Origin of the sequence: Neotabrizicola shimadae, assembly GCF_019623905.1 — a bacterium.
In the GTDB taxonomy this organism is placed as follows: domain Bacteria; phylum Pseudomonadota; class Alphaproteobacteria; order Rhodobacterales; family Rhodobacteraceae; genus Neotabrizicola; species Neotabrizicola shimadae.
The window spans coordinates 1-13,934 of record NZ_CP069371.1 but is presented as its reverse complement, the minus strand read 5'-3'; the positions used below and the strand labels follow the sequence as shown (position 1 = coordinate 13,934).

Here is a 13,934-nt window from a genome sequence, read left to right as displayed (position 1 = left end):
ACCATGGCCATCATCGCCGACATTCTGACCCAGGTCGATGCCGCCGCAACAGCGGTTGGCGCTACGGCATTTGATGCTGTGGCAGCCGAGATTGTGCCGGTCTTCCGGGTCGGGTCGGTCCTGGTGTTGGCTCTGATCGGGATCAACCTGATGGCACAAGCCGTGCCGATGACGTTGCGCAACGGGCTCGGCCTCATGGTTCGGATCATGGTTGCTTCGGCATTCCTGTCATCCTGGACGAACTTCAATGCGGTCTATGGCGTCCTGACCAATGCCCCGAGCGAGATCGGGGCGGTCGTCATCGAAGCCTTCGGCGCTGGATCGGGCAACCTCTATGAGGGGCTCGATTCGCTCTACTTGCAGGCCCTCGATGTCGGGCAGGCGATCAGCCAGAACGGCAGCTACATCACTGGAGCCCTCGCGGGCCTCCTGATGTTTCTCGTCGCGGCCCTGATGGCGACCGTGTCGATCATCGTGATCTCGGCAGCGAAGATCATGATCGGCGTCCTCGTCATTTTCGCGCCGATCGCGATAGCCTGCACGCTCTTCAAGGTGACCGCTCCGCTCTTCGATCGATGGGTGAATCTCGCCCTCGGCTTTGCTTTCTACCCGATGCTGACCTCGGGCATGGCGGCCTTCACAATCGCGATCGCCCGCGACCTGACGCCAGCCTCTCTCGCCTCGGTCGAAACCATCGGCGATGTCCTGAGTTTCGTCGTCGTCATGATGCTCGGCACCGGCCTGATGGCCATGGTGCCGACGATCGCGCAGTCGCTCGCGTCGACCGCGACCGGCCTCGGGAGCGTCGCAGCCTCGACCTTCCGCACCGCCGACAGCGTCAAGGGTTACGGCCGCACCGGCATCGCGTCCGGGATCGGCGCGGGCCGAGGAGCGGCTGGCCTTGATGCAGGCGGTCGCCGTCCATCGGATGCGCGCCTGAACGGCAATACCGCCGGACAGATCGGGCGGTCCGCCGTGCAGACAGCGTTGCGGCTCGCGAGCCGAACACCCGGCAAAAGCTGATGCCCAAGAACTCGAGAAGTGGAGGACCGCCCATGGAGGCGCATGGATTTGATGTCGATCTCGTTCTGGAGCCCCGTCTCTCGGCCAGGCGCGCCTGGATCGTCGCGAGTGCCGCAGGCGGGCTGTGCCTGATCCTTGCAACCGCACTGGTCCTCGTTCTGCCTTTGCGTGAAACACAGGTCTTCACTGTCCTCGTTGATCGGCAGACAGGTGACGCCGAAAACATCCTGCAGGTCGCCCCGACCGGGATCGAGGACCAGGAAGCGCTGAAACAAAGCCTCCTTGTGGCTTACGTCTCCGACCGCGAGGGCTATTTCCTTGCAGGCATTCAGGCCCGGCTTGAGAGCGTCCAGCGGCGTTCGACTGGAGGCGCCGAGGAAAGTCTGCGGCTTCTTTGGTCGAAGGGCGGCGGCAATTCTGCCTACCCGCCCGATGTCTACGGCCCCGGTGCGGAGGTTACGGTGACCGTGCGCCGGATCACCTTCCTTTCCCCGAACGTCGCCCAGATCCGTTTCCTGAAAACCCTGCGCAAGACGAAGCAGGAGCCGGTGACCCAGCCCTTCGTCGCCACGGTCGAGTTCGCCTTCGAGCCAAAGACCGAACGCTCCCTTGCGCATGTCTGGGAAAACCCACTCGGCTTCACCGTCTCAGCCTACCGAGTCGATGCCGAAACCCTGGAGACCAATCCATGACCCGTTCTCGCTTCCTCTCGGGACTTGCCTTGGCCTGTGCCCTCGGCTTTGGGAGTGTTGCCACCGCAGAAGTCGCCCCCGCGTCGATGGGCGCTGACGCTCGTGTCCGGTCGGTCCTCTACAACCCCGTCGATGTCATCCGGCTCGACACGCATTTGCGTGTGAACACCGCCATCGAACTCGGTGCCGGCGAGCGGATCGACTCGGTCCTTCTTGGCGACAGCGAGGCCTTCGAGGTCGAGGTGCTCTCGAACCGGACCACGGTTTCCGTGAAACCCCTTATTGCCGGGGCCGAGACCAATATGACGATCTATACCGGGCGGCGCACGATCTCGCTGTCGATCAGCGAAGGCCGGTCCCGTAATCCGACCTATCGACTGGTCCTGCGCTATCCGGAGACAGGCACAACCCGCTCAGCTCGAAGCACGGTGGCCGTAGGATCACGCGACATCGGCTATGCCTGGTCTGGCGATGAGACCCTGAAACCCGTCCATATCTGGAACGATGGGCAAGCAACCTACTTCGCCTTCGCCCCCGGCATCCGGCCTTCGATCTTCGGCGTCGATGCGACGGGACGCGAAGTGACGCTGAACTCCGGCACGCGGGGCAGCATCGTCCGCGTCTCGGGCCTGCGCTCCGCCTATTCGATCCGGATCGGCACGCAAGTTCTGTGCATCGAGCGGGTGGATGGCGGCGTGACCACCGACCCAGCCCTGCTCGCCAAGCTTCAGGGTTGGGAGTTCTGACATGGCTGATCCCGAGATGACTGATCCGCAGAAGGGCACTGAGCCGGACTACAAGGTCGAGCGACCCAAGCCGAAAATGACCCGGCAGCAGCGACTTGGCATGGGAGCGCTACTAGCAGGGGCGAGCCTTGCTGCACTCTGGACAGTTTGGCCCTCCAGCCGCGCCATTCCAGATGTGGAAACCTCCGCCGTCGAGGAATTCCAGGATCAGACGGGAGGCTCGCCCTTCGGAGCGATTGAGCCCAAACCGGAAGCGAAACCCGCCGGAGATGGCTTTTCCGACATCGAAGGCGAACTGGCCTCACAGCGGGAAGACCTCGAAGCGCGGAACGCCACACTCCAGTCTGAGGTCGACCGGTTGCAGCGCGAGTTGGGTGATCTTGCCGACAGGGCCGATGCCGAGAAGGATCAGACCGCCAAGGAACTGGAGCTCGCGCTGGAAGAGGCACAGTCCCAGAACCTCGCGCTCATGGAAGACATGCGGCGGCAGTTTGATCAGGAAATCGCCGTCCTGAAAGCAAGCGCCGACAGCGCGGTTGCCGCGGAAGCCCAACGTGAGGCCGAACTGGCCGCCAAGCGTGCCGAGCGCGAGGCGCAACTTGCGGCCCGTGTGGCGTCGCCTTCGGTCGTCTTCGACGATGGCCAGAAGGGTGGGGCAGGGGAAGCCGGTATGGGGATGCCTGAGGCCCCGGCTGAGGGCCGTGATTCAACAGGTCGGGATTTCGTGCAGTCGGGGCGGGAAGCCACCGCCACGGAAGTGAGCCAAGTCATCGCCAATCCCTCGAACACCGTCCTTCAGGGAACGATGATCGAAGCGACGCTTGAGAATGCGGTCGACTCGAGCCTGCCTGGCCAGATCACAGCAATTGTGACCCGGCCGGTCTGGTCCTTCGATCAGGCGCAGATATTGATCCCCGCCGGGTCGCGCCTCTTCGGCGACTATTCCTCGGATGTCGCGATCGGTCAGGGCCGCATCCTTGTGGCCTGGACCCGGCTCGTCACCCCGGACGGGCAGTCCGTGCAGATGGAAGCCTTCGGTGGCGATGCCCAAGGACGCTCCGGGCTCACCGGCAAGGTCAACACCCGGTTCGGTGCGCGGTTCGGGTCAGCTGCGCTTATTTCTCTTCTCGGGGCAGCCCCTGCCGTCGCCGCCGCGAAATACACCGACGAGATCAGTTCCGATACGGCCGAGAGCATGGGCGAGGACCTGAGCGCTGCCATGGGCTCAGCGGTCGAGGCCTATACGAGCCTGCCGCCGATCATCACCGTCGCTCCCGGGGCCGCGATCACGGTCATGGTCGACCGCGACTTGGAAATCTGGTGATGGATGATCGGCCGAGCTTCCTCGGGTCCTACCTGACGCCAATTGCGCCGCTATTCTTACGGGACGATCTGGTCGAGGTGGCGATCAACCCGGACGGAAAGGTCTGGATCGAGCGGAAAGGAGCGACCCACATGGAGCTGGTCGCGCATCTCTCTATTGATCGGGCGCTATCGACCAACCTTGGGCAGGCAATAGCTTCCGCCGTCGGCGTTCAGTTCTCCGACAAGAAGCCCACCGTCTCTGGAAAGATCGTCTGGGGTGATATGGCGATCCGGGCGCAGGTTGTGGCACCGCCCATCGTGGAAGGTGGAATGGCGATCACGTTCCGGCCATTCAAGGTTTCCGCCAATCAGCTGATCGAGCCGCAGCTCTTGCATGATGGTCTGGTCGATCTCGACGCCAAGCGTCGGGAGAGGGCAGGAGAGGCGATGAGACTGGCTGAGGCCGGGCAAGTTGTCGAGGCCATGCGGCTTTGCGTAGAAGAGCGGATGAATATTCTGATTTCTGGCGGGACGTCGACCGGCAAGACGACCTTCGCGCGGTCGCTGTTGTCGATGGTGGACCCGGGGGAGCGGATATTGACCATCGAGGATGCCTATGAGCTGTTCCCCCGTCAGGAGAACGCGGTAGCGCTCAAGGCGGATCGCAGTGCCCAAGGCGAACGGACCCCTGCGCGGCTGCTGGAAGCCTCCCTCCGCATGCGGCCGGATCGGATCATACTCGGCGAGCTGCGGGGCGAGGAAAGCCGGACTTTTCTCGAGGCGATCAACACCGGGCACGGAGGGTCCTTCACAACCATCCATGCCGACACTGCCCGGAAGGCCATAGACCGGTTGGCGATCATGGTCATGGCCGCAGGGCTGGGCATGGGGTTCGAGGAGGTGAAGCGGTACTGTGAGGGAAGTGTGGACCTGGTGGTTCAGCTTTCGCGGCAGGGCGGGCGGCGTGGGGTGGCGGAGATACTTTGCCTCTGAGGGCGGAAAGCTCCCCGACGCTCATGCTGCGAGCCGACCAACGTAGCGGGCAGCGAATGAATGCTTGCCCCGATCTTGTCCGGAGCAAGCACTACGTTCAACCGAGAATGCTCGCCAGCGCCACTGGCAGCCCTGACTTTGCCGACTGTGTCGCGGCCTCGGCCATCGCAAGGGCCGCGACGCCGTCATCCAGCGTCACCGGCAGCGCAGTGCCCGCGTTGACCGCCGCCACAAAGGCCGCCCATTCGGCAGAGTAGGCGGGCATGTAGCGTTCAAGGAAGAAGTAGGTGGGCTTCGCGCCAGTCACGCCCGCTGTTGTCGACTTCACCACGGTATTCTCAAGCATGTTTTGCGCCTGGAGAAGGCCCTCGGACCCCAGCAGCTCAACCCGCTGGTCATAGCCATAGACTGCACGGCGTGAGTTCTTGATCACTGCGATGCGGCCGTCGGCGTAGGTGAGCGTCACGACGGCGGTATCCACATCCCCCGCCCCGCCGATGGCGGGATCGACGATCGAAGTGCCGACGGCACTAACCGTGACCGGGGCCGAGCCCATCAGGAAGTTCGCCATGTCGAAGTCGTGGATCATCATGTCGCGGAAGAGCCCGCCTGAGACCTTGATGTAGGTGACCGGCGGCGGGGCCGGGTCGAAGGAGGTGATCGAGAGAAGCTCGGCCTTACCGATCTCGCCCTTGTCCAGTGCAGTCTTTAGGGCAGCGAAGTTCGGGTCGAAGCGGCGGTTGAAGCCGATCATCACCGGCTTGCCGTTGTTGGCCACTACCTTCTGGCAGGCCTGCGCGCGGGCAAGCGACAGGTCCACCGGCTTTTCGCAAAGGACTGCCTTGCCCGCGTCGGTCGCGCGTTCGATCAGGTCGGAATGGGTGTCGGTCGAGGTGGCGATCAGAACTGCGTCAATGGCGGGGTCGTTCAGGATCGCTTCTGTCGAGCGCGCCTCGGCCCCGTATTGGGCGGCCAGCTTTGCGGCGGCTTCGGCGTTGATGTCAGAGACAGCGACCAGGGTCGATCCGGGATTGTTGGTGATAGCGGTGGCGTGGACGCCGGCAATGCGTCCGGCACCAAGAAGGCCGACTTTCAACATGGTGATTCCTCTATGTTACGGGCCGTGTCCTGCCCCTGTTGTTTTTATCTGTGTGCCCTTCGCTTCGACGCTGCACGGAGAGCCTGATGGGGCGCGACACCTGTGCCCATCTCGCGTTGCATCGAGGATCGAAGGCAGGCAAGCTCCGGGTTCAGCCCATGCGTTCCGATGCGTAAGACCCCGGCGAAGCCGGAAAGACCACAGTCTTGTGGCCGTTGATGAAAACCCGTCCGTTGACATGCGCATGGATCGCCCGGGCCAAGACTTGGGATTCGACATCCCGCCCAAGGCTGACGTAGTCCTCGTTCGACTGGGCGTGGGTGACGCGGATGATGTCCTGTTCGATGATCGGACCTTCATCGAGGTCAGAGGTGACGTAGTGCGAGGTCGCCCCGATAAGCTTCACCCCTTTCTCGAAGGCCTGCTTGTACGGGTTCGCGCCCTTGAAGCTGGGCAGGAAGGAATGGTGGATGTTGATGATCCGCCCCGAGAACTTTTGACACATCGCATCCGACAAGACCTGCATATAGCGCGCCAGCACGATCAGTTCCGCCCCGCAGTCCTCGACGATACGCATCTGCTGGGCTTCGGCTTCCGCCTTGTTTTGCGGAGTCACCTTGATGCAGTGATAGGGAATATCCTGATTCACCACGACTTTCTGATAGTCCATGTGGTTCGAGATGACGCCCACGATCTCCACAGGCAGCGCGCCGATGCGCGAGCGGTAGAGAAGATCATTCAGGCAGTGGCCAAAGCGGCTGACCATGACCACGACCTTTCGCTTGGCCGCTTCATCGACGAAGGCGAAGTCCATGTCGAAACGCGCGGCAATCGGCGCAAATCCGGCTTGAAGGTCGGCGAGACTGCGCCCATCCTCGGAAACAAAGCTGGTCCGCATGAAAAAGCGCCCCGTCCCTGCATCGTCAAACTGGGCAGAGTCGGTGATGTTGCCGCCGCTGTCCGCCAGATACGTGGAGATCGCGGCGACGATCCCGCGGGTTGAGGGACAGGTGACGCGGAGGGCGAAGCGGGAGGGAGCAAGGTGCATGGCTGGTCCTGTTGTCAGGCCTCGGCCGCAAGTTTGCGGCGAAAGGCAGTCAAGGTGTTCTGAAGGAGGCAGGCGATGGTCATCGGGCCGACTCCGCCGGGAACCGGGGTAATGGCCCCGGCATGACCCGCCTCTGCAAAGGCCACATCACCCACAAGGCGTGTGCCGTCCCCGTCAGGAATGCGGTTGATCCCGACATCAATCACGGTCGCGCCCGGCTTGATCCAGTCGCCGCGGACCATCTCGGGTCGTCCGACGGCTGCAATCAGGATGTCCGCCGTCCGGCACAGGGCGGCCAGGTTGCGGGATTTGGAATGAGCGATGGTCACGGTGCAGTTCGCAGCCAGCAACAGTTGCGCCATCGGCTTTCCGACGATGTTCGACCGACCGACGATCACGGCATGCAAGCCCGACAAATCGCCCAGATGATCTTGCAACAGGAACAGACAGCCAAGGGGCGTGCAGGGCACCATCGCGTCCTGTCCAGTCGCCAGACGTCCGGCGTTGATCACGTGAAACCCGTCGACATCCTTGGAAGGGTCAATCGCAGCGATCAGGGCAGATGCGTCGAGATGTGCGGGCAACGGCAGCTGCACCAGAATGCCATGCACATTCGGATCGGCGTTCAACTGCCCGATCAGGTCCAGCAGCACGGTTTGTGATGTCTCGGCGGGAAGGCGATGCTCGAAGGACCGCATACCGGCGGCGACGGTCGCCCGGTGCTTGGCACCCACGTAGACCTGGCTGGCGGGGTCCTGTCCGACCAGCACGACGGCCAGACCAGGTTCAACCCCGGCAGCGTCGCGCAAGGCGGTCACTTCCGCCGCGATGCGCGCGGTCATGCCAGCAGCAAAAGCCTTTCCATCAATGCGTTGCGCTTGAGTCATGGCATCAACCCCGCGCCGCTTGCAGGAAGGTCTCGAACTCGGCGTCCTTTATCGTGACCTCATGGGCGGGTTCAGGATAGTCGCCAGCCTCCACATCGGCCCGGAAGTCGCGGAAGGCGGCGATGCGTTCCTGCTGGAGCCGTTCAAGTTCGGGTCCAAGATCGCGATAGGTCTTGGCATGGCGCGGCTTGTGGTTCTTGCCATAGCGGCAGACATCTTCCGTGAACAGGTACTGAGCATCCGCGTATTTCCCCGCCCCCATGCCCAGCATGATCAGCGAAGAGTTCTCCGACAGGAACTTTGCAATCCGGTCCGGGACAACTTCCAGTTCGGCCGCGAAGACGCCGATAGCCTCCAGGCGCTTGGTCTGCTCCCAAAGCCGCAGCGCCTCGTCCGAAGTCTTGCCGACCGCCCGCCAGCCGGTCCAGGTGATATAGGACGGAACAAGCCCGATATGCCCAACAACGGCGACGTGGTTGTCGCACAGCACTTTCTGGATGTCGTAAGACGCCGCGCAATAGAAGCAATCCGCACCAAGCGCGCCAAAGTCATAGGCCGCGCGCAAGTAGTCATCTGCTGTCACGAGGCGACGCCCGGCAGGACCATGCGGGCCGTAGGGAAGGCCAACCTGAACAAAGCAGTTGCCGGCCGCCTCGCGCATGGCGGCATCAAAGAACCGTCCTTCGATGGAAAGCATGTGGATGCCCGCAGCGGCCGCGGCGGCTGCCTCGTCGTGGGATGTGACGTAAAGCATCGAGATCTTCTCGCCACGCTTTTTCATCTTGCGGATGTCTTCGACATGGGGACGCGTGTGGTAGAGGCTCATTGAAGTCTCCTTCGGGTCATGCGGCCTTCAGCAGGCTCTTGAGTTGTGTTGATGGGTCCGAGATCAAGGCAGGCTCGAAGGCGGCCCCTTTCTCGATCAGTTTTTCCAAGATTTTCATATCCTTGGCGATGTCCTGCCGTGGCCCGGCACCCGCCGCTGCCGCAAGCTGGCCATGATCGTCGCATTGGAAGACGATCCGCCCACCCTCTCCGGCGGGGCGGGAATGGACAGCCCGCAATGGATCGAACAACCCTGCGACCTGAAGTGTCAGGTCATACTGATCCGACCAGAACCACGGCAGCTTGGCATAGACCGCCCCGTCCCCCAGCATCGCGGCGGCAACATGGTCACCCTGATCTTGCGCGGCCTTCCAGCTTTCCAACCTGATCCGGCGTCCCTGCAAGGGAAAGCTGCAGCAGTCGCCGGCGGCAAAGATGTCTGGTGCCGAGCTGCGGAATCTGCCGTCCACCACGATGCCATTGTCGACTTTAAGGCCGGCCTCGAAGGCAAGCTCGACGTTGGGCGCAGAGCCGATCCCGGCAATGACGACGTCGAAGGCGATACGTGCGCCCCCTACAAGAAAGACCGAGGTCCGGTCAGCCGCCACAACGTCAGCGTCCAAGCAAAGGGTGACACCCTGGGCCCGGTGTCGCGCGGCGACGAGGTCTCCGATCTGCTCTGGCACTGCGCGGGCCAGAACCTGTGGCCCGTTCTGAAAGACCGTCACATCCGCACCAAGACTGCGCGCCGTGGCTGCAAGCTCCAGCCCGATGAAACCGCCGCCGATGATTCCGACCTTTGCGCCTGCGGCGAGACTGGCCATGATCTTTGCGGCGTCGCGGTCGGTGCGCAGGGTCAGGCAATCGGCAAAGGCCGGCACCTGCCGCGCCCGCGCACCCGTGGCAATCAAAAGCCGGTCATAGGGATAAGCGTGCCCACCCGCGATGATCTGCCTTGCGCCGGGCAGGATTCTTTCCACGGTTTGGCCGAGACAGAGGTCAATTCCCGCCGAAAGGTAGGCGTCCTGGCTGCGGATGGCCTTGGGCGTTGCGGTCACATCCTTGGACAGCGGCGGTCGTTCGTAGGGAAGCGAGGCTTCTTCACCGAGGATTGTGACCTGCCCCTCAAATCCACGTTCGCGCAAAGAGAAGGCTGCCCTGACCCCGCATTCCCCTGCGCCGATGATGACGACCCGCATCGGTCAGACCGTGAAGGCGTCGCGGAAGGCGGCCAGGGCCGCTTCCTCATCGCCCGCGGCAAAGGCTTCCAGGCCGACCGGGCCAGCATAGCCCATGTCCCGAAGAGCGCGGGCAATACCAGGGTAGTTGATTTCGCCCGTTCCCGGCTCACATCGGCCCGGATTGTCAGCGACCTGCACTTCACCGATCCAGGGCAAACAGGCCTCGCACCAGCGGATAAGGTCACCCTCACTGATCTGGGTGTGGTAAAGGTCAAGGTTGATGCGAAGTTGCGGCCGGTTCACCGCGCTGACCAGCCCAAAGACCGCTGCGGTCGATCCAAAAGGGCAACCCGGATGGTCGATGGGGTTCAGGTTTTCCAGCGTAAAGACTTGGCCGGAGGCTTCAGCCAGATCGCAGATCCGGTGCAAAGTATCGCGGGCCCGTTGCTCCATCCCCGGCGCAAAGGCACCGATCTGCGGGATCGGGATGCCCATATCGCCAAGCCCCGTGCCATGCAGGTTCAACCGGTGGACGCCAAGCCGTTGGCCTACAGCCGCTGTCTCCTTGACCGACTTCAGCAGCATCTCGCAGCCTTCGGGGTCGGTCAGGCGGCCCTGAAGATAGCCGTTCATGATGGTGAAGGTCGCACCGGTCTTCTCCAGCGCCGCGATCTCCCAGTTGGGCCAGTTCCACAGGCCGACGCCAAAGCCCATTTCCTTCAGGCGCGCGGCACGCCAGGCAATGGGGCGGTCGCGCCACAGCATTTCCGCACAGGCGGCGAGTTGGAAGGGCTGATCCATGATGGGTTACAGGCTCACCAGGACCCGGCCGCCTTCGACGCGGGTCGGATAGGTGCGCAGGTTCTCGCAGGCGGGGGGCGTTTCCACTTCGCCGTTCGTCACGTTGAAGATCGAGGAATGCTTGGGGCATTCGATGGTGTTCTCCACCACGAGCCCATCGCACAGATGGACGTCTTCATGCGTGCACATGCCATCGGTGCAGTAGTAGGCATCCTCATGGTTGCGAACGATGATGAAGGTCCGCCCGCCATGGTCAAAGCGGCGAACATCTTCGGCGTCGATATCATCGGTGGCGCAGGCATCAATCCAGGGCATGTTTGCCTCCTTCGTCGGAACAATGATCAGGGTTTGGGAAGCCCCCCGAGCCAGGGGAGAGGCCAGCTCGGGGGGTGAGTATCGCCCAAGTTCGGCGAGGAGGACCGGGTCAGGGCGATGATCGGTTTCAGGTCTTGGCAGCGGCTACCGGAGGCGGATGGCCGTCATGGGTTTCCATGTAGCTGGCAATCTCCGCCTCCAGACTTGCCATGCTGGCACCGCCTGCCATGAGGTCGGTAATTTCCTCGCGGCTCTTTTCACCCTTCTTGAAGTCGGCGGCGACCGCGCCGCGGATCAGCACGGCGAAATGGTCGCCGACGGCCATGGCATGCATCACCTGATGGGTGATGAAGATCACCGCCAGGCCGCGCCGCTTGGCCTCGTTCACGATGCGCAGGACATGGGTGGCCTGCTTGACGCCAAGGGCTGCAGTCGGTTCGTCCAGGATCAGCACCCGCGCGCCGAAATGGACGGCGCGGGCAATAGCAAGGCTTTGCCGCTCTCCCCCAGACAGTCCGCCGACCAGCCGGTCGCCGTCGTCAATCCGGGTGATGCCGAAATCGCGGACAGCCTTGACGGCGATCTCGTTCGCGCGCTTGCGGTCATAGACCTTGAAAGGTCCCCACCCCTTGGTCGGCTCCACGCCGACAAAGAAGCTCCGGCCGATGGACATGAGGGGAAAGGTGCCGCCGAACTGGTGCACCGTCGCGATGCCATGATCCGAGGCATCGCGCGGGCTGGCGAAGGCCACTGGCTTGCCGTCCATCTCCAGCGTCCCGGTGGTCGGCTTGTGCACGCCGGACAGGATGCGGATCACCGTGGATTTACCGGCACCATTGTCGCCCAGTAGGCACAGCACTTCGCCCGCGTGGAGCTCAAGGTTGATGTCGTGCAGAACGTCGATGGGGCCAAAGCTCTTGTTGACGCCCCGCAGGGCAAGGATTGGTGTCGGCATTACTTGCCCCCTTTCTTGGGCGCATAGGACAGCGCCATCTTGCGGAAGGTGTTGTTCATCAGGACCGCGCCCAACAAGAGGATGCCGATCACCATGTTCGACCAGGTCTGGTCGAAGCTGGTGTAGTAGATGCCTTGGGTGACCACGGCGAATGTGATGGTGCCGAAGAAGATCCCGATCACCGATCCGAACCCGCCCGTCAGCAGCACACCCCCAACGACCACAGCGATGATCGTGTTGAAGATCAGCGTAAGTTGCGGGGTCGCCTGCACCGATTGGAAGAGGATCGCCTGGCTCATCCCCACGAAGGATGCGCAGACCGAGGACAGCACAAAGAGAAGGATCGTCATCCGGTCCGTCGGGATCCCGGCATTGCGGGCTGACACCTTGTCGCCACCCATCGCGAAGATCCAGTTTCCGAAGGGCGAAAGGTGGACGAAAAAGACGAAGGCGGCGGTGATCCCGATCCACCAGAGAACCAGAACCTGGAACCCGCCGAAATATGCGCCGAAGGTGGATTTGATGATTTCTGGCGCCGTCAGCGCAATCGACGTGGTGCCGGTCAGCACGACGGTCGCCCCCAGCAGGAGGCCCGAGACGGCGAACAATGTCCCCAGCGTGACGATAAAGGATGGCACGCCGGTGCGCACCACCAGGAAACCGTTCAGAAGGCCCACCACGGCACCAAAACCAAGCGACGCCAGCATCCCCACAACAATTGGCATTTCGTAGTAGCCAGACACCAGTGCCGTGATTAGCGCCCCCGAGGTGATGGTCGCACCGACCGAGATGTCCAACTCGCCCGCGATCATCAGGAGCCCGACCGGAATGGCCACGATCCCAAGCGCCGCTGCTCGGCTGAGCCAGCTGCCGACGCTGGAGGGATAGAGGAACTCAATACCACCGACGATGGCAAAGAAGGTGATGACGCCGATCAGTCCGATCAATGCGCCGGCTTCTGGCCTTCTGAGAAGACCACCGAATATAGAACTGTTCATTGGGGTTCCCCGTGTGAAGGCAAAAGCCAGATTGTTAGATGCAAGCTTGGCCCGCCTGCCACATCCTGGTGGCAGGCGGTGTCTTCAACAAGGATCAGCGCGCGCCGAGCTGGACGCCCGCGATGGTCGCATCGACGTTCGAGGCGTCGATGATGCCCGGGCCGGTCAGCAAGGGCGCGGTCGGAAGGTCGGTGCCGAAGTCGATGTGCGAAGCCAGAAGCGTGACGGCCAGAAGCGCCTGGAGGTAGGGTTGCTGGTCGATGGCAAAGGCCTGCTCGCCCGCCTTGATGCGGTTCAGCGTCGCTTCGTTGAAGTCAAAGCAGCCAAGGCTTACCTTTCCGGTCAGACCCGCTTGCTGGATGCCGATCGCGGCAGCGTCCGCCTCACCGGCACCGATCGCCAGCGCGCCGGTCACGTCCGGGTTCTGGCTGAGATAGGCCTTCACAGCTTCGGCGATAGCTGCCGGATCGCCAAACGCGGTCGAGGGCAGCGGCAGCTGTTCTGCCGTGGCCCCGGCTTCGGTCATGGCATCGATCATGCCCTTGCACCGCGCCTCGATGTTGGCCGTGCCCGGCAGCGTGTTGATGCAGACGCCCTTCTTCGCGCCCAGCTTGGCCAGCTGCTCGCCACCGGCACGACCGGCGATGTATTCGTCCGAGCCGACATAGTTGATCGCGCCGAGTTCATCGGCCTTCTCGATGGTGCCCGCGTTGAACAGGATGACCTTGATACCGGCGGCGATCGCTTCCTTGATGGCGGGGTCCTGGGACTCATAGACCCAGTTCGGCACGGCGATGCCGTCAGGGTTCTGGCTGATCGCCACCCGAATGATGTCGGCTGCGTCTGCCGCGAAGTTGTCGTAGCTCTGCATCCGCAGGTAGTCGACCTTGCCGCCATTGGCCTCGACCACGAGGCGGGCATCATCAACACCTTTCTTGATCTTGTTCCAGAACTGGTCCGAGTTCATGCCGCCGATGACGGCGATCTCTGCCGCCATCGCAGCTGGTGCCGATGCGGCGATCAGAACGGCGGTCGCGGTTGCCTTGAGAATGGTCTTCAACTTCAT

15 protein-coding genes are annotated in these 13,934 nt (G+C 62.8%); 5 read left to right on the top strand and 10 right to left on the bottom strand.

Going from position 1 to position 13,934, the window contains the following annotated elements; genetic code table 11:
* The first annotated feature begins 3 nt into the window (after positions 1-3).
* Genes JO391_RS20250 through JO391_RS20230 form a run of 5 tightly spaced genes read left to right on the top strand, consistent with a single transcriptional unit; the run spans position 4 to position 4,759 of the window.
* On the top strand, positions 4-1,023 hold the full coding sequence (locus JO391_RS20250; RefSeq protein ID WP_220664715.1) for a TrbL/VirB6 family protein: 1,020 nt from the start codon (positions 4-6) through the stop codon (positions 1,021-1,023).
* Between the two features lie 32 nt (positions 1,024-1,055).
* Entirely contained in the window at positions 1,056-1,715 is a 660-nt protein-coding gene (locus tag JO391_RS20245; protein ID WP_220664714.1) for a VirB8 family type IV secretion system protein, read from the top strand.
* Entirely contained in the window at positions 1,712-2,461 is a 750-nt protein-coding gene (locus JO391_RS20240; RefSeq protein ID WP_220664713.1) for a TrbG/VirB9 family P-type conjugative transfer protein, read from the top strand. Before JO391_RS20245 ends, JO391_RS20240 begins: the two co-directional genes overlap by 4 nt.
* A 1-nt stretch (position 2,462) precedes the next feature.
* Entirely contained in the window at positions 2,463-3,785 is a 1,323-nt protein-coding gene (locus JO391_RS20235; protein ID WP_220664712.1) for a TraB/TrbI/VirB10 family type IV secretion system protein, read from the top strand.
* Entirely contained in the window at positions 3,785-4,759 is a 975-nt protein-coding gene (locus tag JO391_RS20230; RefSeq protein WP_220664711.1) for an ATPase, T2SS/T4P/T4SS family, read from the top strand. The genes JO391_RS20235 and JO391_RS20230 overlap by 1 nt, the downstream gene beginning before the upstream one ends.
* Before the next feature lie 97 nt (positions 4,760-4,856).
* On the opposite strand, the gene iolG is transcribed toward JO391_RS20230, so the two are convergent.
* The 10 genes from iolG to JO391_RS20180 form a co-directional block, all read right to left on the bottom strand.
* A complete protein-coding gene (iolG, locus tag JO391_RS20225) occupies positions 4,857-5,858 on the bottom strand; it encodes an inositol 2-dehydrogenase (RefSeq protein WP_220664710.1) in 1,002 nt (333 codons plus the stop codon).
* A gap of 151 nt (positions 5,859-6,009) precedes the next feature.
* Positions 6,010-6,906 (bottom strand): formyltetrahydrofolate deformylase, encoded by an 897-nt coding sequence (gene purU, locus JO391_RS20220; RefSeq protein WP_220664709.1) that lies wholly within the window; start codon positions 6,904-6,906, stop codon positions 6,010-6,012.
* A gap of 14 nt (positions 6,907-6,920) precedes the next feature.
* Positions 6,921-7,748, bottom strand: coding sequence for a bifunctional methylenetetrahydrofolate dehydrogenase/methenyltetrahydrofolate cyclohydrolase FolD (folD, locus tag JO391_RS20215; RefSeq protein ID WP_375155714.1), 828 nt, complete (start codon positions 7,746-7,748; stop codon positions 6,921-6,923).
* 49 nt (positions 7,749-7,797) lie between these two features.
* A complete protein-coding gene (locus tag JO391_RS20210) occupies positions 7,798-8,619 on the bottom strand; it encodes a 3-methyl-2-oxobutanoate hydroxymethyltransferase (RefSeq protein ID WP_220664707.1) in 822 nt (273 codons plus the stop codon).
* Between the two features lie 16 nt (positions 8,620-8,635).
* Complete coding sequence (locus tag JO391_RS20205; RefSeq protein WP_220664706.1) at positions 8,636-9,817, bottom strand: NAD(P)/FAD-dependent oxidoreductase; 1,182 nt, start codon at positions 9,815-9,817, stop codon at positions 8,636-8,638.
* Between the two features lie 3 nt (positions 9,818-9,820).
* Positions 9,821-10,600 carry a TIM barrel protein gene (locus tag JO391_RS20200; RefSeq protein WP_220664705.1) on the bottom strand — a complete coding sequence of 260 codons (780 nt, stop codon included), beginning with the start codon at positions 10,598-10,600 and terminating at the stop codon, positions 9,821-9,823.
* Between the two features lie 6 nt (positions 10,601-10,606).
* Positions 10,607-10,915, bottom strand: a complete 309-nt coding sequence (locus JO391_RS20195) for a MocE family 2Fe-2S type ferredoxin (protein ID WP_220664704.1) — start codon at positions 10,913-10,915, stop codon at positions 10,607-10,609.
* 127 nt (positions 10,916-11,042) lie between these two features.
* A complete protein-coding gene (locus JO391_RS20190; RefSeq protein WP_220664703.1) occupies positions 11,043-11,870 on the bottom strand; it encodes an ATP-binding cassette domain-containing protein in 828 nt (275 codons plus the stop codon).
* Positions 11,870-12,868, bottom strand: a complete 999-nt coding sequence (locus JO391_RS20185; protein ID WP_220664702.1) for an ABC transporter permease — start codon at positions 12,866-12,868, stop codon at positions 11,870-11,872. The genes JO391_RS20190 and JO391_RS20185 overlap by 1 nt, the downstream gene beginning before the upstream one ends.
* Positions 12,869-12,962: 94 nt before the next feature.
* Complete coding sequence (locus JO391_RS20180) at positions 12,963-13,934, bottom strand: substrate-binding domain-containing protein (protein WP_220664701.1); 972 nt, start codon at positions 13,932-13,934, stop codon at positions 12,963-12,965.

Coding starts and splice junctions, on each gene's coding strand:
- JO391_RS20245 (WP_220664714.1), top strand. CDS start 1,056: ATGGAGGCGCATGGATTTGATGTCGATCTCGTTCTGGAGCCCCGTCTC.
- JO391_RS20205 (WP_220664706.1), bottom strand. CDS start 9,817: ATGCGGGTCGTCATCATCGGCGCAGGGGAATGCGGGGTCAGGGCAGCC.
- JO391_RS20250 (WP_220664715.1), top strand. CDS start 4: ATGGCCATCATCGCCGACATTCTGACCCAGGTCGATGCCGCCGCAACA.
- JO391_RS20230 (WP_220664711.1), top strand. CDS start 3,785: ATGGATGATCGGCCGAGCTTCCTCGGGTCCTACCTGACGCCAATTGCG.
- folD (WP_375155714.1), bottom strand. CDS start 7,748: ATGACCGCGCGCATCGCGGCGGAAGTGACCGCCTTGCGCGACGCTGCC.
- JO391_RS20195 (WP_220664704.1), bottom strand. CDS start 10,915: ATGCCCTGGATTGATGCCTGCGCCACCGATGATATCGACGCCGAAGAT.
- JO391_RS20240 (WP_220664713.1), top strand. CDS start 1,712: ATGACCCGTTCTCGCTTCCTCTCGGGACTTGCCTTGGCCTGTGCCCTC.
- JO391_RS20190 (WP_220664703.1), bottom strand. CDS start 11,870: ATGCCGACACCAATCCTTGCCCTGCGGGGCGTCAACAAGAGCTTTGGC.
- JO391_RS20200 (WP_220664705.1), bottom strand. CDS start 10,600: ATGGATCAGCCCTTCCAACTCGCCGCCTGTGCGGAAATGCTGTGGCGC.
- purU (WP_220664709.1), bottom strand. CDS start 6,906: ATGCACCTTGCTCCCTCCCGCTTCGCCCTCCGCGTCACCTGTCCCTCA.
- JO391_RS20180 (WP_220664701.1), bottom strand. CDS start 13,934: ATGAAGTTGAAGACCATTCTCAAGGCAACCGCGACCGCCGTTCTGATC.
- JO391_RS20185 (WP_220664702.1), bottom strand. CDS start 12,868: ATGAACAGTTCTATATTCGGTGGTCTTCTCAGAAGGCCAGAAGCCGGC.
- iolG (WP_220664710.1), bottom strand. CDS start 5,858: ATGTTGAAAGTCGGCCTTCTTGGTGCCGGACGCATTGCCGGCGTCCAC.
- JO391_RS20235 (WP_220664712.1), top strand. CDS start 2,463: ATGGCTGATCCCGAGATGACTGATCCGCAGAAGGGCACTGAGCCGGAC.
- JO391_RS20210 (WP_220664707.1), bottom strand. CDS start 8,619: ATGAGCCTCTACCACACGCGTCCCCATGTCGAAGACATCCGCAAGATG.